Here is a 17,873-nt window from a genome sequence, read left to right on the forward strand (position 1 = left end):
CGGGGTTAGTAGACCACTACAGCCAACAGCAGGAGGCAGGAGGCGAGGCGGGTCATTCGCTCACCTCATCAACGGGCACCACCGTGCCGCCGTTTGTGCGCTGGGCCTACGGATTTCTTGGCCGCCATATCTCGGCACTGATGCGTAAATACACCATTAAAAATGCGTCAGGCATATATACTAGCCGGACAAGTAATTAAGATAATTCAAATTTCAAGAGAGATAGCCACGTGCGCAAAACACACCTAAGCCTGATCGTAGGCGTTGCTGCCACTCTTCTGATTCACGGCGCCCTAAAGAGAAAAGAGGAAAATTACGGGGGATCTTGCGATTCAATTGATGATGGAAGGTACGTGCCTGAGGTAACTGGCAAGGCAGCGGCATCATTGTTTGAGGTTAGGCGACGCCTATACGCAGCTGCAGTCGCGGTGTTTATTTCGTTCGCTTGGAGTATCACGTGGTGGTTTGAGGGAGACGCTGCGCAATTTTCACGGTCGGGATCTGTTGTAACTGTATTTGCCCTTCTTGGCGAATCGCTTTTGGGCGAGGGTGTGAGCAGACTCAACAGGCAGATGCGAAGATCGCATGGCAGTTACTACACATTGTGGCGCGCTGTTTGCGCCATCGCGGCAGTCTTGGGAACGCTGGTCTGGGGTTACGGTGATCTGTTACATGCCAACCTGATGCCGGAGCCTGTGCCTCAGCCTCAAATTTGCATGCAAACCAATTGAAGCAGAGGCTTCTCTAAGCTGGCTGTTCGCTGGGCACGAGGGGGAACCGAGCCGCTAGTATGGTTTCATGTGGGGCGGGTCAGGCTTTATCGACATAGCGCAGCAGTGAATAGGGAGAAAGGGGTTATAGCGGAGCGTAGTACATTTGTACTCCTATTAGACTTTCAGCGTATTACCTGCCTTCGCCAGCTCGGCTGTTACACGCTGACGCCAATCCGCGCCGTGCCTAAAGGAGTGCCCGAGAGGCCAGTGAATCACGACGGCCCGCTTGACTTCGGCATTGGGTGCGATCGTGAGCCCCATGATACGTTGAGCCTTGGCGATGTGGTGGCAAGTAAGGTTCGGGCGTCCGAGGATTTCGCGAAGGTCGCTGCTGAGCGCTGGAATGATTGTGGTGTTCCAGTCAGCTAGCTTGGTGTGCAGTTCCAAATTCTCGGCCCGAATACACCTATCCTGGATGTCAGCGTCATCGTGGATCGTCAATGCCAGCTGCAGCTCTGCGATTTCCAGCAGCTGATTGATGTCGGCGCTATCGACATAGGTCCAGCCCAACAATCGGCAGCCCAGCCTGCCTAACTCGCTCAAGGTTACCTATACCTCAAGGTATGGTGTTTCCTAGCATGACTAGATCACAAAGTGTTGCATACTTGGCTGAGCTGAAAAGACCACCATTGGAGTCGATGAACTTTAGTGATGGTGAGGTCTATCGGTGATCTGCCTGGAAAAATGATACTGATAGTTTCCCCAGTTGCGTTTATATTTACGGTGTTGCAATTAGGTCAGAGATCTTGGGTCGAATTTGGTCGAAAACTCCGATGGGTGAGGCACTTTGAGTACGCAGAAGCTTACGTAAAAGGAATGTGCCTGCAGCGAAGTAGAGAGTATATGGAGGCTAGTTATAATTAAACCCACATGGAGGCGTTTTCACCTCCTTCAAAGAATTCGGTTGGACATGAAAGCGTTCATGTTTTGAGTACGGCAGGTGGTGGCTACTGGCTCAGCGCCATGCTTTGCGGCGATTGGCGATTTTTGATGTAATGCCCGACCATTTCACAGGAAGGAACCTTATGAAGCACACCATGATTGGCGCAATTCTCGTCGCCGTTACTGCGCTGTTGCTGAGCGGCTGCTTTGGCTCAACAGAAGAGCAAAAAGCAAAGGCGCAGCAGGAATCCAGCGACAGGCTATGGGACATCCCACCTCCGAAGACACCAGATAAGGGTTTCAAGCCCTGATGGGGAATTTCTAACGCCGCCTATCTCTAGGCGGCGTTTTTCGTTTGGGTGCTGGCGGGCAGCGCCGCAGGGTTAGGCGGCAGCGCGAACTACGAAGCTCAGGATGGCAGTGGCGTCGTCGTTGAAATACTCGGCCAGGTTTTGATACGTCCGATACTTCGAGTTTTTCCAGCTTGCTCCAGTCGGAGCTTGGGTTGAGCCAACGGCATAGGTCGATATCAGCATGTAAACGCTGTGACCCAGCTGTTGGGCTATGAATGCGGGACTTAGAACAGAGGCAGTCGGCGTATGGCCTGGCGAACTGGATAGCACGCAAAGCCTGATCGTTCAGCAGCACACAAGTCCCTTTCTGTCTTCGTTCCTTCCTCTATCTTGCTTAGGGCGACTCTCCTTATGACTTGCTGCATACTCTTCTGCAGATTGATCACATCCCATCGGCTGGCATGACGTCTATCGGTACATTAGCTACGTCTTTAATCTTGCTGCGCTGCGAGAGGGCGAGAGTCGCAAAGAATGCGCCATCTGACTGAAGTGCAGCGCACACGCCGACCTCGTGGGAAGTCATTGCGCGTTGCTCGCTCAAGTTGATCCTCCTTGAGCATCCAAGCCCAAGTCCATGGGCTTTCCAGCAACGGACCGGGGCAGGTCGTTGGGAGACAACGCTACGACGGCATGAGGCCGTACGGTTACGGGTGATGCGTCCAGGGGGATAGGTGGTCATCCTTGGAAGTCTGTGCAGGATTGCCTTAGAGTTTGCGCTTTACTCAAGCCTTCAAAGGAATGACTCCATGGTCACCTGCCATGTTCGTTATGTGATTGATCCCTACCAGCTTCCCGCTTTTGAGGCGTATTCCCGTCACTGGATCGCTCTGGTCGAGCGCATGGGAGGCCAGCACCATGGCTATTTCCTGCCTTCTGAGGGGGCGAGCAATGTCGCCTATTGCCTGTTCAGCTTCGAGAGCCTTGCTGCCTATGAGCAGTATCGACAGCAGGCGGCAGGCGATTCGGCATGTATGGAATTGGTCAAGGAGGCCAGCGACAGGAAATTCATTCTGAGTTACGAGCGAAGCTTCTTGCGCCCAGTGTTCGAGTAGTAAGCAGATTTCCTTGTATCAGCCCAGCTCTGTTCTGGGCTTTTCGCATCTGGGCTGGGCCACGCCGCCTTGTGGTAGATTCCCGGCATCATCAAGGAGGGATCAAATTCGAATCTTGATCGGGGCAATGGGTTTGGCTTTGCTAGCGGGATGCATGGCTCCAACCATGAATGAAGCTCGTCAGGCTGGTCCCTATAAAGTTCTGAGATCGACCAAAACTGACGCCGCGCTGGCGAAGTGTGTCCAATACGAATGGCAAAATCAGCCGATTTTTGGTGGAACACCTGGCGCCACTCTTCAAGCAGGCCGCGATGTCGGCTATACCGTCTTCACGCAAGTATCAGAGTATTTCGTAGACATCCAGCCAGCACCGAGTGGGTCTGAAGCAAAGTACTACGTGGTGCTGGGGAACTGGATCGCAAAAAAGCGCCTGTCAGCATTGCAAGGCTGTCTGTAGCGGTTCCGTCGAGCGCGCAGATGCCGGGCTGATACGGTCTCGACTTTCAGGAGATAGAAAATATGCTAAACATCATAGTCGGGTCGGGCTTGGCATTGCTGGCGGGGTGTGCGAGCGTTGGCGACACCCGAAGCAATCCACCACTGCTGGACTTGAAGTCGTCAAGGCCACCCCAGCAGGTTGCCGAGTGCATCCGAGATGCCTGGCAGAACACCACGGTGCTGGGGGTAAGTGTCGGCGGTATCTTGCAGACATCTGGCGACCGCTACGCTGTCTTGGCGCCTGACGCGCAGACGCCTATCCATTTGGTCGATGTGGCATCAGCACCAAGTGGTTCGACTGTCCGTTATCACTTCTATCGCACCTGGCAGTCACCGCTGGAGCGCGTGACAGATGCGGTCAGGTCATGCGCCGGTTGACCTATCCGGGGTGGATAGCTTTTCAATGGTCGCTGACTGCTACCGAGCGCGTGGTGGCCACGCTCAAGGCCACGGTGCCCGCCACTGAGGAGTACAGCATCAATGAATGCTGTGGCGTGCTGCATTCCCTAACCTAAGAACACATAATGCAGCACAGAGGACGCACGACAGGGTGCGGCTCAAGGCACGAAAGGACGGCCAATGACCGAGAAGGAGGAGCTGGAGCTTGAGAAGCTCCAAGCTGAAATTCACAAGCTCACCGCCGAGGCGCGAAAATTGATCGCCGAGGCCAACAAAATGAAGCGCGAGACGCTGTTTTACCCCTTTGTCGCGGTGGGAGGGCTAGTCACCGTCATCGTTACCGCTGCGGCCTTCATTCAAAAGCTCTAGCCTGCCGTCCTGAGAAACAGGCTTGCGCCGAGTGGTCTTGAGCTTTACGCCAATTCGGCCGACACTATCGCCATAGGGTCTAGCAACAGGCGTGACCTGGCATCACAAGCGAGGACGACCATGAGCCATGATCAAGTTATCAAGCAGATGAAAGAGAACCTGGCACAGCTGGGCAGTGAGGTCCGCGAGGGCACGCAGCACCAAGCGCGCAGCATCTTTCTGTCGGCTGCTGCGGGCGCAGTCTTCGCTTTGGCGACGAGCTGGGTAGCGTTCAAGCTCTTCTCCTGATCGCTCGAGGCCGTCACCGGCAAGCCCCACCCGATAGCCTGCTTGGTTTTCTCGAGAGCACCCAGGCCTGTCTGGATCGCGCTTCATTCTGCTCCTGTAAACCCTGCTAGAGTCGCTCCGATATCTCTATCAAGTTGAGATCCGGGTCGCGCACATAAACGGATCGGATAGGTCCCGTGGCGCCGGTGCGTTGAACGGGGCCCTCGATAATTGGCCACTGCTGTGCTTCTAGATGGGCCACGACTTTCTCAAGGCTGATCGAGGCGATGAAGCAGAGGTCCAACGCGCCTGAGACTGGCAAGTGAGCCTTGGGTTCGAATTCGTGGCCACGCACGTGTACGTTGATCTTTTGCTCACCGAAGCGCAAAGCCAAGCGCCCGGCACCGAAAATTTCCAGGTTCATGCCCATGACGCGGGTATAGAAATCCTTGCATGCCTCGACATCGATGGTTGTCAAAACGAGGTGATCCAGATGGTTGATCATTTCACTGCCTCCCTGGGTGAGCAGTTGGTTTTCGATGAAGGCTTCGTAATGGTCAATGAGCGGACCAGCAGCACCCCACGGCTGCAGTGCTAGTCGGGCAAGCTCAGGTGCAGCAAGGGGAACGGGCGGCCCTCACCATCGAGAGGGGAGCGGCCTGTTTGGATAAAACCATAATGCAGATAGAACCCGACCGCTTTCGGATTCTGCTCATTCACATCAACGCTAATTTGGCCGCGTGAACTCCGGGCGTGATCCAGTAGCGCGCGGCCGATGCCTTCACCTCGCCGATTGGGTTCGATAAACAGCATTTCTACGTGGCTTACGTTAAGCCCGATGAACCCAAGCGGGCCGTTTACGGCATCCTCTGCCATCCATAATTCGACAGCCGGCAGGTAGCTATCGCGCAGTTGAGCAAACAACGCCTCGATATCGGCTTCCTGTAGGAAATGGTGAGTGGCACGAACGGCGCGCAGCCAAAGGTCGAGCAACTGCGGATGGTCGGTATTAGTAGCCTGGCGAATGATCATGGCATCATCCTTAACGGGTGATAGCGGAAAAAGAGGGGTGGCAGGGAAGATAGCGAGTCTAAGCGTGGCACATCGGTATGGTGGCCGAACGAGCAGCGCCTGGAGCGTGGTTTTGACGAGGCCAATTGTAACGTATGGCTCATCCACTGTATTTGACCTGACGTGACCTGATGAAAAATTATCGATATCTGCTCATGGCCACTGTCGTGCTTTCGAGCTGCACTGCGCAACCTGTACGGCCGGTTATGGGTGAGGCTCAGTACAAGGGTTTTGCGCTGTCATCCATTACAGGTGAGCAGTGCGCGCTCACTGGGATGCTGGATGTCGACCTGGCCGCCGCCAATAGTGTGATGCTCGAGGCGCGAGCTGCGGCGTTCGAGTATGACCCAGCAAGGATGGAAATTGAGCGTCGGCAAGCCGCTATCGAACTGCAGCGTGGGCATGGCGTGACTGAGCCTGTCTGTCATGCGCTTGCTTATGAGGTAATGAGAACGCTGGCGGTGCGCAGGATCGAAGATCAGTCAGCGCTGCAGCACAAGCGCATGACCTTGCAGGCAATGAAGCAGGCGCGCGGTGTTCTTCCCTGACCTACTGATAACCGGGACATAGTAGCTGATGGCCGCAATTTTCCGGCACACGTCAATTCATGCGGATACAAGGCGCGGTGAATCAGAACGACGACAGAGACTGCGATCGTTAGAGTGCAGCACAGGTGGTGATAAACGTGCAGGCCATGCTTAGGCGGTTTCAGAGATGGTTTACACCAGCGCGCAAACGATGGGCGGGGGGGGCATTGATCGTTATCGCGTTGGTGGGTATGGCAATGAATCCCGCGAGCAGGTGGCCTTGGGTGTTGGCGACAGGCGTGATATGGCTGCTCTCGGCCTGGTTACCCAGAAGATGACAGATCGTTAGTCGCAACTGCTGGTGCTCGATCCGCTGTCGCTAGCGTGGCTGTCCCCGATAGGGCGCTATTGCTGACGTGATGGCAGTCGTAGTGTAACCGTCCGGCAACCACATCTTCCCCACACGACTGCTGAAGGCCATGGAGCCCCCTAAGTTTGAGTGGACACCATTTCTGGTCCATCAAGCGGATTTCCTATGCAGCCTCGTTTTCTGGGCTCGTGCAATCGCTAGTTGGTCTGCGATGACTTTGCAGGTTACAACGCCAGCTTCGTACAGGGCTTGTTCGACATTGGCTGTATGGCCCATGCCCGTCGCAAATTCTTTGACCTGTTCGCTTCGAATGTGCCCATCCATAACAATCAGGGGGGAAATCAGATTCGCCCATGGGCCCTCGGTCGTTCGAACTGGCTCCTTGCCAGGTCGTTACGCAGCGGTAAACGGGCAGCGGCGATCATGAGCCTGATCCAGTCGGCACGGCTGAATGGACATGATCCATACGCCTACCTGAAAGACGTCCCTAGTCGTCTGCCAACCCAAAGGGTAAGCGAGTTTCCTGATCTGCTTGCGCATACGTGGGCGCCTGAAGCGAGATGAGCCGCTTCCAATTGCGGCTACATATCTGTAAATTCGCATATGCGTAGAATCGAATATAAAGGTTGGTCATGCTCATTCAGCCGCCTATTTTCTTTAAATGCCTTGGTGACGAAACCCGCGCCCGGATCATGCTCATGCTCGCAGCTGAGGGTGAGCTGTGCGTCTGTGAACTGATTTGGGCACTCGACGACAGCCAGCCGAAGATCTCACGCCACCTGGCTCAGCTTCGTACCTGCGGGCTGCTGGAGGACCGTCGGCAGGGCCAATGGGTTTACTACCGTCTTCATCCGGAACTGCCCCTATGGGCACTGGATGTACTTCAGGCGACGCTCGAGGCTAACCGCACTTGGCTCGGTGATGACCAAGGTCGCCTTGCTTCCATGGAAGGTCGCCCGGTACGCCAGGTTTCCTGTTGCTAAGTGTTATTGGAGACCCGAGATGTTGCTGGCAGTGTCTATTTTTCTGGTAACGCTGGTACTGGTGATCTGGCAACCCCGAGGGCTTGGCGTGGGTTGGAGTGCGTCTGCCGGAGCGGTGGTCGCGTTGCTAACTGGCGTTGTTGCGCTCAGTGATATCCCGGTGGTCTGGCACATTGTGTGGAACGCAACGGCGACGTTCATTGCGGTGATCATCATCAGCCTCCTGCTGGATGAGGCAGGCTTTTTCGAGTGGGTAGCGCTTCATGTGGCTCGTTGGGGGAGAGGCAGCGGGGCACGCCTGTTTGCACTACTGGTACTCTTGGGTGCAGCTGTCTCGGCCCTGTTTGCTAATGATGGCGCAGCATTGATTCTGACCCCCATTGTCATCGCAATGCTTACGGCGCTGCGCTTTAGCCCGGCAGCAACCTTGGCTTTCGTGATGGCTGCCGGCTTCATTGCCGACACTGCCAGCTTGCCGCTGGTTGTCTCGAACCTTGTGAACATCGTCTCTGCCGATTTTTTCGACATCGGATTTGGTCAGTACGCCTCGATGATGTGGCCGGTGAATCTGGCCAGTGTCGGGTCGACGCTAGGCATGCTTTGGTTGTTTTATCGAAAAGAGGTACCGCTGGCGTACTCACCCGAAGAACTACCGCGACCAGAAGAGGCCATCAAGGATCGCCATACGTTCATTGCTGGCTGGTGGGTGTTGCTGCATCTGCTAGTCGGTTTGTTCGCCCTTGAGCCCCTAGGCATACCGATCAGTGCTGTCGCCGCTGTATGCGCACTGGTGTTGCTGATAATTGCCGCGAAAGGGCATGTGATCTCGACCCGCAAAGTCATGCTCAACGCACCCTGGCAGGTCGTATTGTTTTCACTTGGCATGTATCTGGTGATCTACGGCCTGAAGAATGCAGGGCTGACAGAAGGACTCGGCTCATTGTTCGGCACCTTCGCCGATCATGGTCTGTGGGTTGCGACACTCGGCACCGGTTTCACGGCTGCGCTGCTGTCATCTGTCATGAACAACATGCCCAGCGTGCTGATTGGTGCCTTGTCGATTCAGGACAGTGGCGCGACGGGGCTCGCCCACGAAGCCATGGTGTACGCCAACATCATCGGCTGCGACCTTGGCCCCAAGATAACCCCCATCGGTAGTCTGGCGACGCTGCTGTGGCTGCATGTCCTGGCTCAGAAAAACATCCGCATCACTTGGGGTTACTACTTCAAGGTTGGCTGCGTAATCACTTTCCCCATTCTGCTGCTGACACTGGCAGCGCTTGCCGTGCGCTTGAGCATCAGCACGTAGGAGTAACTTATGAAGATGCTGTTCATGTGTACGGCCAATAGCTGTCGCAGCGTCCTGTCCGAAGGACTGTTCAACCATGTTGCGCCGGACGGCTTCACGGCCATCAGTTCGGGCAGCCTCCCCAGCGGCAAACTCAATCCCCGTGCGGTGAGCACGCTGCAAGGACTGGGTGTCGACACGTCCGCCCTTTATAGCAAGGGATCAGAAGCGTTCGCGGACTCGCCACCCGATATCGTGATCACTGTGTGCGACAAGGCAAGTAGCGAAGCCTGTCCGGTGTATTTTGGCCCGGCCATCAAGAGCCACTGGGGGCTGCCTGACCCATCGGAAGTGGATGGCAGCGACGAGGCTATTCAGGTCGCATTCGACGCAACGGTTGAACACATCAAAAGGCGGTTCGCAGCGTTATTCGCGTTGGATCTGAAGACACTTCAAGGCGACGACCTGAAGCAGGCTTTGGATCGGATTGGAGCATTGTGATGAACGAGTTCGATATCGACTCTGCCGAGGCCTTTCCTGCCCTCGATCTGTTGCTGATGGATCTGCCCACTGCCGATAAGCTTAACCTGGCTGATGCGTCGAACGTCAAACCACGCATCCTTCTGCTCTATGGATCGACCAGAGCGCGTTCGTTCAGTCGTCTCTTGACGCAAGAGGCCGCTAGACTGCTCCAGTACATGGGCGCCGAGACGGTGATTTTCGATCCGTCAGGTTTGCCCTTGCCGGATGACGCGCCAGTCGAACACCCGAAGGTACAAGAGCTGCGTAATCTGGTGCTGTGGTCAGACGGACAGGTATGGTGTTCCCCCGAGCGTCATGGCGCTATGTCCGGGGTATTCAAAGCGCAGATCGATTGGATTCCTTTGACCCTGGGTGCCGTGCGGCCAACCCAAGGCAAAACACTCGCGGTGATGCAGGTGTGCGGCGGGTCTCAGTCATTCAACGCTGTGAACCAGATGCGTGTGTTAGGTCGATGGATGCGCATGCTGACCATCCCGAATCAGTCGTCCGTGCCGAAGGCGTATCTGGAGTTCGACGATGCTGGCCGAATGAAACCTTCGCCGTACTATGACCGCGTGGTCGATGTGATGGAGGAACTGGTGAAGTTCACGCTGCTGGTTCGTGGCCGTGAGGGCTATTTGGTAGATCGATATTCGGAGCGAAAAGAAAGCGCTGAAGCTCTATCGGCCAGGATAAATCAACGCTCCATCTAGGAATCGCTTGGATGGGATGTCAGCCATTACGCAACTTCAATTGCAACGTGTAATGGCTGGTGCGCTTACGTCGTAGCTTCGTATCGAGCAGGTTGTGGTCAGGCGCGTGGTCTCGTCGTTGTCCATGAAGGGCACGGAGGAGGGAGGGCTGATCTGGCTGGAGTCGGTTGAACGGTTGAGTTCAGCGTGCCCTGGCTTATCTGTGCGCTTGAACAAGCGGGCCAAGAAAGCAGGCATGACTAGTCCTTTCTTAAAAGCCTGTTGAGCAGCCCCTCTTGGTGCACATTGTCGTAGCACCCAGGTTGATTAGGTGGCGTGGCGTCACAGGGGATATTTCGTTGATCCCAGCGACTTCCATAGGGGCTGTTGAAATAATGATTGCACCCCGTAAGCAGGGTCACCACCAGCCCGATCAGTAGACCTTTATTCATTGCACATTCAGCCCTCAAATGTCCCACGTAGTACGGTACTGGCAACTGGCAGGGCAGATTAAAGTCGAATCGGATAGGTCCGTTGACTCAGCGGTAAGTTTCGCCCCTTTACGCAGCCAGCGCGCGTCATCTCCCATCGTTCAACGTTCCTCATGCCGCTGATAAACACGCTTTCTACAAGAAGCCGACCAAGCGCATGCTCTCGAATTCTGACACCTAGTGAGATGCCTGATCGGCCACCGCCAAAGCATATTAGCCATTGACCCGCACAGCCAGCAAAGCCCGTTCCTTGCTCAACGGCTTGAGCAGGCCTGGCTGCTCTCCGATTTTCATGAACAGATAGTAGTCTCCGCGCTCGCCAAGGAGAATGCGATAGACCTGGGCAGTTCTGTCGGTGCTGGGCGAAGTCAATTTGTCCACGAGCAGTGTGTAAGTGGTGACACCCAAGGTGCTCAAGGCCTGTGCAAGTTCGGTATCGATTTTCGCTCGCCATTTCTGCATGACGTGCCGGTGCGCCATGACCGTCAGGGCGATCGCCAACAGTGGCAACACCGCAGCTGCGAAGAAGGTCAGTAACGAATTCATGATTGATGCTCGCGGTAGATGTGCAGTGCGTCCAGGCATCGCTAATGGCGCCCTATCGCGACAGCCCAGCATTATGGCACCGACGTTCCCGCTCGTCTGATCGATGAGGTTCGATGCCATATTTCGCTAGTAGCCCAAGCGGCAGGCGGCTAATGTCCCTCTTAGCGGCCATTAGACTAAAGTATTAGGAGGCGCGATGCGGATACGCGGCAGTGTGTTCTGGTCCTGGGCTGACCCTACGTTGCACCATCGCGCGCACGAAGAGACATTAAGCGACAAGACGTCGATTAATGTACAGGTTCGTCTGTCCCGAAAAGGCCTCGTTCAGCTGTTCATAGGTGTCTATGCCCCTGGCGGCGTGCCTGTCTATGAGGAGGCGTTCGACGACCGCCCAAAGGAGTCCATGTCCCGGGCATTGGCCTGGGGCGTCATGAGGGCCCGCGAAGTGGCTTCTTTCAATTCCCAGAGCATCCCCAAGAGCGGTCATGGAACATGATGGCTGCCGATACGTCTGAACTGCTGAGCGCAACAAATGCCCAACGTTTCACACGTTGAGGAGTTTGAACATGACTGAACAGCAACCTGAACCCAAAAAAGATCAGGTACCGGCTCACGCCACCGAGGAGGAAAAAGCGCGACTCAAGGACAAGAACAAGGATGGCATTCCGCCTGGAGTCGCCTGACAGTCTTTACCGGGCATGAACTTCTGAATGCCACCGCTTATCTGATTCAGGCGCCGGGTCATTCGGCTCAGGACAGTCGTTTCTCAAGCGGAAAGTTGCGTATGTTTTCAGAGGACTTCTACGGTATCTACCTTGTTGTGGAGGCGGTGGTGGCTTTCTTCGTGCTGGCGATCGCTGCTCATTGGAGTCAGGGTACTTGAGGGTGCGAGACGGCACGGGTCAATCCTGTGCCGTCTGCAGCCGCATCTCTGGGGATTTATTTCAGCCAACTACCCGCTCAACCCCTGATCATCTCCAGCCGTTCGCGGCCTGCTTCGGTAATCGCGTTCTCGCCCTCGTCACTGATGCGGTACCGTCCCGATGGCAGCTTGTGAATCGAGAACCGCACCAGCCCGCTGCGGGCAAGCGCTTGTCCGGCTTCATAACTCATTGCATTTTCCAGATCGTAAACCTTGATCTCACCAATCTTGAAACGTGAAAACGCAATGAGTGCTGAATCGATGACGTCTTGGCTGACGGAATGAACGTGTTCCATTTGACTTCCCAGTTCGTGAGTGGCCCGGTCCATGGACATAAGCAACGGACCTTGGCAGTTCGTCGAAAGGCGAACGCTACTACGCTTGGTACGAGACGTGTACTGGGTTTGCATCCACGCTGGATGCAAACCCAGCGACATGACCGCGGCACTGGGAGTGCCCGATGCTTTTCCCCACGACAGCTAACTGAATACTGAAGTAGCAGCCAAGCGCGTAGAGGCGTCATGAGCACTTTGCTTTTGACGCACTCAACCGCAATACTTCGCGTATTCAATCGGAGGAAAGTGCGTGGAAACAAGAAGTGCTGTAGCTGAAATGTTCATTGGCATCCCAACACATTTCTGGGTATTGCCCGTGGCAGGCCTGATCGCGTATTACGGCGTCAAATGGTCAGCCAGGCCTACACCACGCGCGCACTGGATCAAAGGGGCAGCCTACTTGCTGCTGATCGCCCTGGCCTTGATCCCGAACGCACTTTACGCGCTCATGCCGCCTGCCCCCGGTCCTGAGCAGCTCATCGACAACCACCCTATGCCCAACTATGCCGGCCGCTTCTACCTGGACCTGTTCTACGTATTCGGCGGCTGGGCGCTGAGCAAGGTGGTCAAGCTCAGGTTTCATTGAGACGATCTTCGGGGGATGGGATTGTACTCAATGCGTCACTTGTTACGCACGGCAGGGCTAAGTGAGCTCTGCATCTTGGTTGCCACCTCCCGCAGGGCTTCGGTTACCTGTGCAAGGGCTTCAATGTGTGCGTTCACGTCGATCTGATCCGGATGAGCACCCCGCGCCTGCATGAAGCGCGCATGGCCGTTCATGGCTTTGCCAAGTTCTTCTAGATGATCTGCGGTTTTGACCAAGTCCGATTTGATGCAGTCAAGTGATTCCATGAACATGTTGACTCGATGGGCGATGCGTTCAACCTTAGCATGTTTGTCAGCCGCTGCGCTTGGCCCGGCTTCCAGTAACGGAAGGGAACGCCTGTGCCCACGCTCTTTCTCCACCTGCCCACGATCCCAATCAGGAGGGTGCTTGATCTTCGGATTGCACCATTAGAACTGATCCCTGAGCGTCAGTACCCAGCAAGGCCGGGCCACTATCAACACGCGTTTCGGCAAGCGCTGTATCAGGGGAGCGAAAGATCTGCTGACGCTGCTCGGGGCTCACGAGGGTTATCAGCTTACCGTTCTGGTAAAACAACCGCGTTTGTTTAGACGACTCGTTCATGGGCTCGGCATCCTTGGCTGAAGGGTTCGCGTGCCGGGATTGGCCTGATGACATTGCCACCCTATACCTGCCCTTGCTACTGGCAGAACTGTCAGGCGACAACCTGCACAGCGCCGCCTACTCTATCAAGCGTTCCGGGTTGAAGAAAAAAGAGGCGATCAGAACTGCGGCGATAACCCCGCTGGCGTCAGCCAGGAACAACGACAATGAGTGACTGTTGCCTACTGTTGCGCCCAGGCCTGTAGCAAAATTCACCCCATGCGGGAATGCAGCGACCATCAGCAGCACGCTGGCCAGCAGGCAAGCGAGCAGCTTCATGTACAACCTGCCGAACGCCAGCCCGTAGGTCCAGAACACCAGGATGCACACCACGGCCAGACCGGTCGATGTTGCAAATTGTGCAAGCACTTCTAGCCACCACACCATGTAGGACTCCAGCGAATCGCCCAATTAAATCAGTCAAGCAGTGCCCACATTTGTGTGGCTGTGCATGATTGCTCATCAGAAACAAGACAGGCTGCATTCGTTCCGCACGCCGGTAAAAAAGGGCAACCGTGATGTTTCCGGAATTCGACGATGGTCCATTCCTCCTTGGCCCTTTCACTTGCTAAAATGCCCGCGACTGATCGAGGCCAAAGAAATGCCTAACTTCCTGTATGTCGTGGCGGCGCTGTGTGTAGCACTCGTGGGCTGCGCCTCACCCGGAAAGCCCACTGCAAGCAAGCTCACATCCAAAACGCCCCAGCAATATGCCGCCTGCGTTATGCCGCAATGGCAGGCCTTGGCACCCAATTCAACGCAGAAATCCATCCCCCATGGCGTACGCATGACGGCGCCTAGTGCGGTGACGACCGATGATGTGCTGGAGGTGATCGAGTCGGGGGAGGGTAGCCGCGCGACATTCTATAAAGGCAGCTTTCTGTCGGGCGACAAGCTGAGGGTGGCGGCACGCGAATGCCTTGAGTGACAGGTGCGTCAGGCGGGTTTGCAGGCGGGCGTGATCGCAGGAAAAAGGGCGGTCCTTCGCCTATTCAAGAGCGTGGTAGTTGCGGCGCGCCGTTCATTGAAGCAGTGCAGGCTTGCGTGCGGTTTTGCGGCGTACTACATTGCATACCCAGCGCTTGCCACACCGGTAAGGCGCGCGGATGAACGTCAGGTCAGCGATCAACCTGGCCCCTTGTGCCTTCAGGGCTTGTGCGAGTTGTGCGAGCGTCTCAGCTTCGATAGTCATGATTCACCTCGTCAGTTTCTTGCAGCGTTCACAAGTGTTGACCGGTGCCGATTCGCAGTAATTCAGTTCCATTACGGTTAGTCGCTTTGTCATAAGCACCCCCCGCACGCTGCCTTTTCATTTCCGAGTAGCGGTATGCCCAGCCTGTACACCCTCATGCCATCGCTGGTTGGCACGCTGACCCTTGTCTCTCGGGATCAAAGGCTGATCGCCGTGCTGTGGGAGCAGGAGCGGGAAAACAGAGTGCGTCTTGGTCCGTTGCAGCGTGACGATCACTGCCCCGTTCTGATCGAAACCGCACGTCAACTGACCGAATACTTCGCCGGCTCACGTCAGTGTTTCGATCTGGCCCTGGAATTCTCTGGGACGGCGTTTCAGCGTCGAGTGTGGGACGCATTGCTCTGCATACCCTTTGGTGAAACCCGCACGTATGGTCAGATCGCCCAGCAGATCGGCAACCCCAGTGCCGTGCGGGCGGTAGGCGCTGCCAATGGCCGCAATCCGATTTCGATCATTGCGCCCTGTCATCGTGTGATAGGGACTGGCGGTGGGCTCACCGGCTTTGCCGGTGGCCTGGCCGCCAAACAACTGCTATTGGCCCTCGAAGGCCGGCAAACGTTGCCACTGGACTTGCGGCTTCAGCCCAGCCAGTAGGCGCCAACGCACGACAGTGCAGTCAGAAATGTACCTACCATGAGTGAATACTCCCAGCGCACACGGCGCAATCGTGCCTGAACAGCCCGCAGGTATTGACCTGGGGCAGGCGCATCACGGCGATGGCGCATGCCCTCGGCAATGTCAGCCACCTGGCCATCGATTAGCAATCCGATCACGTAGTAGCTTAGCCCGTAGCTCGCCAGTGCCAGTACCAGGTAAATCACGCGGGCGCATCCAGCGGCATCACGCTGGCAGTGCCAGCCTCGGTGTCCAGCAGCAGCAGGCCTTCGCTGTGGGAGTCCAGGCAAGCCAGCAGGCGACCCTCACTGTCCCACGCCGCAGAACCACCGGCCGCCAGGAACTCGCCGGCGGGTCCAACGCAGTTGGCCATCAGCACGGTCAGGCCCAGTTCGCGCGCCACCTGCGGATAATGCATGTGTCCTTCGCTTACGCCTTTTGCCGTCTTGGCCACACTCACCAGATAGATGTCTGCCCCTCGTTCTTGTGCCGATGCAGCATGTGCCATGAACATCGATTCATAGCAGATGGCGGGCGCAATTCGGTGATGCGCCGCCTGAATCAGCGAGGTGCTCACCCCTGCGTTGAAGTAGGGCAGTTCATCTTCGTGCAGACGCTGTTTTGCATAGGCTTGGCGCGGGGCGCCCGGGGTGAAGATCGGCATGCCGATCTGGATGCCGTTCGGGGTTGGCAACGGCAATCCCGCCGCAACGAGGATGCCCAGGCGGTCACTTGCCGCCTGCAGCGGGTCCAGGCGTGGGGAGCCCAAAGGCAGCGCAGCCTGACGGGCAATGGTAGGTTCGTAACCGGTCAACGACAACTCGGGAAAGACGATCACGGCAGCGCCCAGCCTCGCAGCCTGTTCGATGCAGGCCAGATGACGCCCGACGTTGGCCGCCACATCGCCCTTGAATGAACCCAGTTGTGCAGCGCACAGATTCATGACACTTCCTTCCCTGGCACGTGATCGCCGAGCATACTCCCGACCAGCCGCTTGTGCCATGCTGCCCAGGCAAAGGCCTAGAAAGTCTTTGTCTACTTGCAAAGGAATAAGGTCATGCAGCGTTTCCAGCTTGTCGGTGCCAATGTTCAAGGTCGGGATCTGGCCGTTGGAGACATACACGGCCATTTCGACCGGTTGCAGCAAAGCCTGGACGCCGTCGGTTTCAACAAGGAAAAGGATCGGCTATTCAGCGTCGGCGACCTGGTCGATCGCGGGCCCTTTAGCCGGGCAGCCCTGCATTGGCTGGAGCAGCCATGGTTTTATGCGGTCCAGGGCAACCACGAGTCGCTGGCGATCAACCTGGTCCGTGGCGGCCGGCTGGACCTGGCGATGTACCGTGCAGCAGGGGGTGGGTGGTTCATCGATTCGACGGCCGCTGAGCAGCTGCGCTTCGTCGAGCATTTCGAACAGATGCCGATCGCCTTGCAGGTCGAGTCGGCAAGCGGCCCCATTGGCCTGTTGCATGCCGACAGCCCGTTCGACGACTGGTCCACCCTGCGTACCTGGCTCGAACTGGACGATGACCCAGACGTGCTTGAAACCTGCCTGTGGTCAAGGCGACGTTTGAAGCAGGCCGATACCACGCCCGTAAAAGGGTTGCGCGCCCTGCTGGTCGGTCATACCACTGTCCAGTCTGTCAGGCAGCTGGGCAATGTGTGGCACCTGGATACCGGGGGATGGACCAGTGGGCATTTCAGCCTGATGGACCTGCGTACACTGATGCTGGTCAACGCCAGCCCAGCGTGATCAGCAAACCGATGCCGAGCAGTAGCAACACGAGGCCTGACAGCCGTTCGAGTAAGGGCAGGGCACTGCTGAATCGCCGCAGTACCCGCGGGTGGCCTATGCTGACAGCGACCAGCAGGTCCCAGGCAAGCACCGCGCAGAACATCCAGATGCCGTACGAAAACAGCCACATAGTAGAGCTGCCCGCTACCAGGCTGGCCAGGCTTGCGTAAAACAACCCATTTTTTGGATTGAGCAGGCCGGACAGCAGGCCCATCTGCAGGTTGCGCCACCAGGTGGGTGCGCTGCTGGCCGAAGTCGGGGACACGCTGGTACTGCCGGCATGACGCAGAAACGCAATACCCAGATAGACCAGGTAAACCGCACCGGCCAGTTGCAACAGCTCGAACAGCGCGCTGCCCTCGTGCAGTATGGACACCCCGGTGAAGGCCAGCACGATGAATACCCCGTTGCCCAGGGCAATGCCCACGCATGCGCCGCTGGCCACGCGCCAGCCACTGGCAATTGCGGTTCGGGCAATCAGGAAGAAATCCGGCCCGGGCGACAACAGCGCCAGGAAGTGGGCAAGGGCAATCAGGATAAATGCTTGCATGGTCGCAGGTGGCTCGGCGCTTGAGATCAGTTGCCTGAGTGTGCGAGTGCAGGCACGCTGCGTATTGAACAATATTGCAGGTGGTGACCGCGCAGC

At 56.5% G+C, this 17,873-nt stretch carries 29 protein-coding genes and 1 pseudogene; 18 read left to right on the forward strand and 12 right to left on the reverse strand.

Annotated elements, in window-relative coordinates; all coding sequences use genetic code 11:
• A partial coding sequence (locus B2Y33_RS16785) for a hypothetical protein (protein WP_288633172.1) occupies positions 1 to 200 on the forward strand: 200 nt, incomplete at its 5' end.
• 687 nt (positions 201 to 887) lie between these two features.
• Here the strand turns inward: B2Y33_RS16785 and B2Y33_RS16790 are convergent.
• The gene (locus B2Y33_RS16790; protein WP_144435223.1) at positions 888 to 1,316 is read right to left on the reverse strand and encodes a hypothetical protein; all 429 of its coding nucleotides are present in this window, start codon (positions 1,314 to 1,316) and stop codon (positions 888 to 890) included.
• A 482-nt stretch (positions 1,317 to 1,798) separates the two neighbouring features.
• On the opposite strand from B2Y33_RS16790, the gene B2Y33_RS16795 reads away from it, so the two are divergent.
• From B2Y33_RS16795 to B2Y33_RS16820, 6 genes are all read left to right on the forward strand, one after another.
• Complete coding sequence (locus B2Y33_RS16795; protein WP_154665212.1) at positions 1,799 to 1,966, forward strand: hypothetical protein; 168 nt, start codon at positions 1,799 to 1,801, stop codon at positions 1,964 to 1,966.
• Between the two features lie 788 nt (positions 1,967 to 2,754).
• Entirely contained in the window at positions 2,755 to 3,060 is a 306-nt protein-coding gene (locus B2Y33_RS16800; protein ID WP_027916394.1) for an NIPSNAP family protein, read from the forward strand.
• Positions 3,061 to 3,226: 166 nt separating this feature from the next.
• Entirely contained in the window at positions 3,227 to 3,517 is a 291-nt protein-coding gene (locus B2Y33_RS16805; RefSeq protein WP_225806690.1) for a hypothetical protein, read from the forward strand.
• A 62-nt stretch (positions 3,518 to 3,579) separates the two neighbouring features.
• Positions 3,580 to 3,936: a hypothetical protein gene (locus B2Y33_RS16810; RefSeq protein ID WP_206406111.1), complete on the forward strand. Its 357-nt coding sequence runs from the start codon at positions 3,580 to 3,582 to the stop codon at positions 3,934 to 3,936.
• Between the two features lie 201 nt (positions 3,937 to 4,137).
• Complete coding sequence (locus B2Y33_RS16815; RefSeq protein ID WP_027916391.1) at positions 4,138 to 4,326, forward strand: hypothetical protein; 189 nt, start codon at positions 4,138 to 4,140, stop codon at positions 4,324 to 4,326.
• 120 nt (positions 4,327 to 4,446) lie between these two features.
• Entirely contained in the window at positions 4,447 to 4,614 is a 168-nt protein-coding gene (locus B2Y33_RS16820; RefSeq protein ID WP_165919287.1) for a hypothetical protein, read from the forward strand.
• 106 nt (positions 4,615 to 4,720) lie between these two features.
• Here B2Y33_RS16820 and B2Y33_RS16825 read toward each other — a convergent pair whose 3' ends face one another.
• Together B2Y33_RS16825 and B2Y33_RS16830 are read right to left on the reverse strand one after the other, a co-directional pair.
• On the reverse strand, positions 4,721 to 5,098 hold the full coding sequence (locus tag B2Y33_RS16825; protein WP_027916390.1) for a VOC family protein: 378 nt from the start codon (positions 5,096 to 5,098) through the stop codon (positions 4,721 to 4,723).
• 89 nt (positions 5,099 to 5,187) lie between these two features.
• The gene (locus B2Y33_RS16830; protein ID WP_206406112.1) at positions 5,188 to 5,625 is read right to left on the reverse strand and encodes an acetyltransferase; all 438 of its coding nucleotides are present in this window, start codon (positions 5,623 to 5,625) and stop codon (positions 5,188 to 5,190) included.
• A 194-nt stretch (positions 5,626 to 5,819) separates the two neighbouring features.
• On the opposite strand from B2Y33_RS16830, the gene B2Y33_RS16835 reads away from it, so the two are divergent.
• The 6 genes and pseudogenes from B2Y33_RS16835 (at position 5,820) to arsH (ending at position 10,067) form a co-directional block, all read left to right on the forward strand.
• The gene (locus B2Y33_RS16835; RefSeq protein ID WP_206406113.1) at positions 5,820 to 6,212 is read left to right on the forward strand and encodes a hypothetical protein; all 393 of its coding nucleotides are present in this window, start codon (positions 5,820 to 5,822) and stop codon (positions 6,210 to 6,212) included.
• A 550-nt stretch (positions 6,213 to 6,762) separates the two neighbouring features.
• Positions 6,763 to 7,125: pseudogene (locus B2Y33_RS16840) on the forward strand (IS66 family transposase); the annotation flags it as partial.
• Positions 7,126 to 7,193: 68 nt separating this feature from the next.
• Positions 7,194 to 7,544, forward strand: coding sequence for a metalloregulator ArsR/SmtB family transcription factor (locus B2Y33_RS16845; protein WP_088523785.1), 351 nt, complete (start codon positions 7,194 to 7,196; stop codon positions 7,542 to 7,544).
• A gap of 19 nt (positions 7,545 to 7,563) precedes the next feature.
• Positions 7,564 to 8,853 carry an arsenic transporter gene (locus B2Y33_RS16850; RefSeq protein WP_206406114.1) on the forward strand — a complete coding sequence of 430 codons (1,290 nt, stop codon included), beginning with the start codon at positions 7,564 to 7,566 and terminating at the stop codon, positions 8,851 to 8,853.
• 9 nt (positions 8,854 to 8,862) lie between these two features.
• Complete coding sequence (locus tag B2Y33_RS16855) at positions 8,863 to 9,333, forward strand: arsenate reductase ArsC (RefSeq protein ID WP_059184053.1); 471 nt, start codon at positions 8,863 to 8,865, stop codon at positions 9,331 to 9,333.
• Positions 9,333 to 10,067 (forward strand): arsenical resistance protein ArsH, encoded by a 735-nt coding sequence (gene arsH, locus B2Y33_RS16860; RefSeq protein WP_206406115.1) that lies wholly within the window; start codon positions 9,333 to 9,335, stop codon positions 10,065 to 10,067. Before B2Y33_RS16855 ends, arsH begins: the two co-directional genes overlap by 1 nt.
• A 683-nt stretch (positions 10,068 to 10,750) precedes the next feature.
• Here arsH and B2Y33_RS16865 read toward each other — a convergent pair.
• Complete coding sequence (locus B2Y33_RS16865) at positions 10,751 to 11,083, reverse strand: hypothetical protein (RefSeq protein WP_088523783.1); 333 nt, start codon at positions 11,081 to 11,083, stop codon at positions 10,751 to 10,753.
• Positions 11,084 to 11,279: 196 nt separating this feature from the next.
• Here B2Y33_RS16865 and B2Y33_RS16870 point away from each other — a divergent pair, with 196 nt between their 5' ends.
• Positions 11,280 to 11,579, forward strand: coding sequence for a hypothetical protein (locus B2Y33_RS16870; RefSeq protein ID WP_027916381.1), 300 nt, complete (start codon positions 11,280 to 11,282; stop codon positions 11,577 to 11,579).
• A 464-nt stretch (positions 11,580 to 12,043) separates the two neighbouring features.
• On the opposite strand, the gene B2Y33_RS16875 is transcribed toward B2Y33_RS16870, so the two are convergent.
• Positions 12,044 to 12,301, reverse strand: a complete 258-nt coding sequence (locus tag B2Y33_RS16875) for a hypothetical protein (protein WP_027916380.1) — start codon at positions 12,299 to 12,301, stop codon at positions 12,044 to 12,046.
• 316 nt (positions 12,302 to 12,617) lie between these two features.
• Here B2Y33_RS16875 and B2Y33_RS16880 point away from each other — a divergent pair, with 316 nt between their 5' ends.
• Positions 12,618 to 12,926: a hypothetical protein gene (locus B2Y33_RS16880; protein ID WP_027916379.1), complete on the forward strand. Its 309-nt coding sequence runs from the start codon at positions 12,618 to 12,620 to the stop codon at positions 12,924 to 12,926.
• A gap of 35 nt (positions 12,927 to 12,961) precedes the next feature.
• Here the strand turns inward: B2Y33_RS16880 and B2Y33_RS16885 are convergent, their stop codons facing one another.
• The 3 genes from B2Y33_RS16885 to B2Y33_RS16895 all read right to left on the reverse strand — a co-directional run bounded on the left by B2Y33_RS16885 (position 12,962) and on the right by B2Y33_RS16895 (position 13,955).
• Entirely contained in the window at positions 12,962 to 13,198 is a 237-nt protein-coding gene (locus B2Y33_RS16885; protein ID WP_305955242.1) for a hypothetical protein, read from the reverse strand.
• Between the two features lie 124 nt (positions 13,199 to 13,322).
• Positions 13,323 to 13,529: a hypothetical protein gene (locus tag B2Y33_RS16890; RefSeq protein ID WP_028687870.1), complete on the reverse strand. Its 207-nt coding sequence runs from the start codon at positions 13,527 to 13,529 to the stop codon at positions 13,323 to 13,325.
• Between the two features lie 117 nt (positions 13,530 to 13,646).
• Positions 13,647 to 13,955 (reverse strand): hypothetical protein, encoded by a 309-nt coding sequence (locus B2Y33_RS16895; protein ID WP_023533881.1) that lies wholly within the window; start codon positions 13,953 to 13,955, stop codon positions 13,647 to 13,649.
• A gap of 214 nt (positions 13,956 to 14,169) precedes the next feature.
• Here B2Y33_RS16895 and B2Y33_RS16900 point away from each other — a divergent pair, with 214 nt between their 5' ends.
• Positions 14,170 to 14,496, forward strand: a complete 327-nt coding sequence (locus B2Y33_RS16900; RefSeq protein WP_027916377.1) for a hypothetical protein — start codon at positions 14,170 to 14,172, stop codon at positions 14,494 to 14,496.
• Positions 14,497 to 14,589: 93 nt separating this feature from the next.
• On the opposite strand, the gene B2Y33_RS16905 is transcribed toward B2Y33_RS16900, so the two are convergent.
• A complete protein-coding gene (locus B2Y33_RS16905) occupies positions 14,590 to 14,760 on the reverse strand; it encodes a hypothetical protein (RefSeq protein ID WP_023533860.1) in 171 nt (56 codons plus the stop codon).
• Between the two features lie 135 nt (positions 14,761 to 14,895).
• On the opposite strand from B2Y33_RS16905, the gene B2Y33_RS16910 reads away from it, so the two are divergent.
• Entirely contained in the window at positions 14,896 to 15,414 is a 519-nt protein-coding gene (locus B2Y33_RS16910; RefSeq protein ID WP_027916376.1) for a methylated-DNA--[protein]-cysteine S-methyltransferase, read from the forward strand.
• On the opposite strand, the gene B2Y33_RS16915 is transcribed toward B2Y33_RS16910, so the two are convergent.
• Positions 15,399 to 15,641 (reverse strand): hypothetical protein, encoded by a 243-nt coding sequence (locus B2Y33_RS16915; protein WP_027916375.1) that lies wholly within the window; start codon positions 15,639 to 15,641, stop codon positions 15,399 to 15,401. The genes B2Y33_RS16910 and B2Y33_RS16915 overlap by 16 nt on opposite strands.
• Positions 15,638 to 16,378 carry a carbon-nitrogen hydrolase family protein gene (locus tag B2Y33_RS16920; RefSeq protein WP_027916374.1) on the reverse strand — a complete coding sequence of 247 codons (741 nt, stop codon included), beginning with the start codon at positions 16,376 to 16,378 and terminating at the stop codon, positions 15,638 to 15,640. Before B2Y33_RS16920 ends, B2Y33_RS16915 begins: the two co-directional genes overlap by 4 nt.
• Before the next feature lie 114 nt (positions 16,379 to 16,492).
• Between B2Y33_RS16920 and B2Y33_RS16925 the strand changes: the two genes are divergently transcribed.
• Entirely contained in the window at positions 16,493 to 17,185 is a 693-nt protein-coding gene (locus B2Y33_RS16925) for a metallophosphoesterase (protein WP_206406116.1), read from the forward strand.
• Here B2Y33_RS16925 and B2Y33_RS16930 read toward each other — a convergent pair.
• Complete coding sequence (locus B2Y33_RS16930; RefSeq protein ID WP_027916372.1) at positions 17,166 to 17,777, reverse strand: LysE family translocator; 612 nt, start codon at positions 17,775 to 17,777, stop codon at positions 17,166 to 17,168. The two genes, B2Y33_RS16925 and B2Y33_RS16930, sit on opposite strands and share 20 nt — an antisense overlap.
• Positions 17,778 to 17,873 lie beyond the last annotated feature (96 nt).

Source organism: Pseudomonas sp. UBA5666, from assembly GCF_002420785.1.
GTDB classification, from domain to species: Bacteria; Pseudomonadota; Gammaproteobacteria; order Pseudomonadales; family Pseudomonadaceae; genus Aquipseudomonas; species Aquipseudomonas fulva.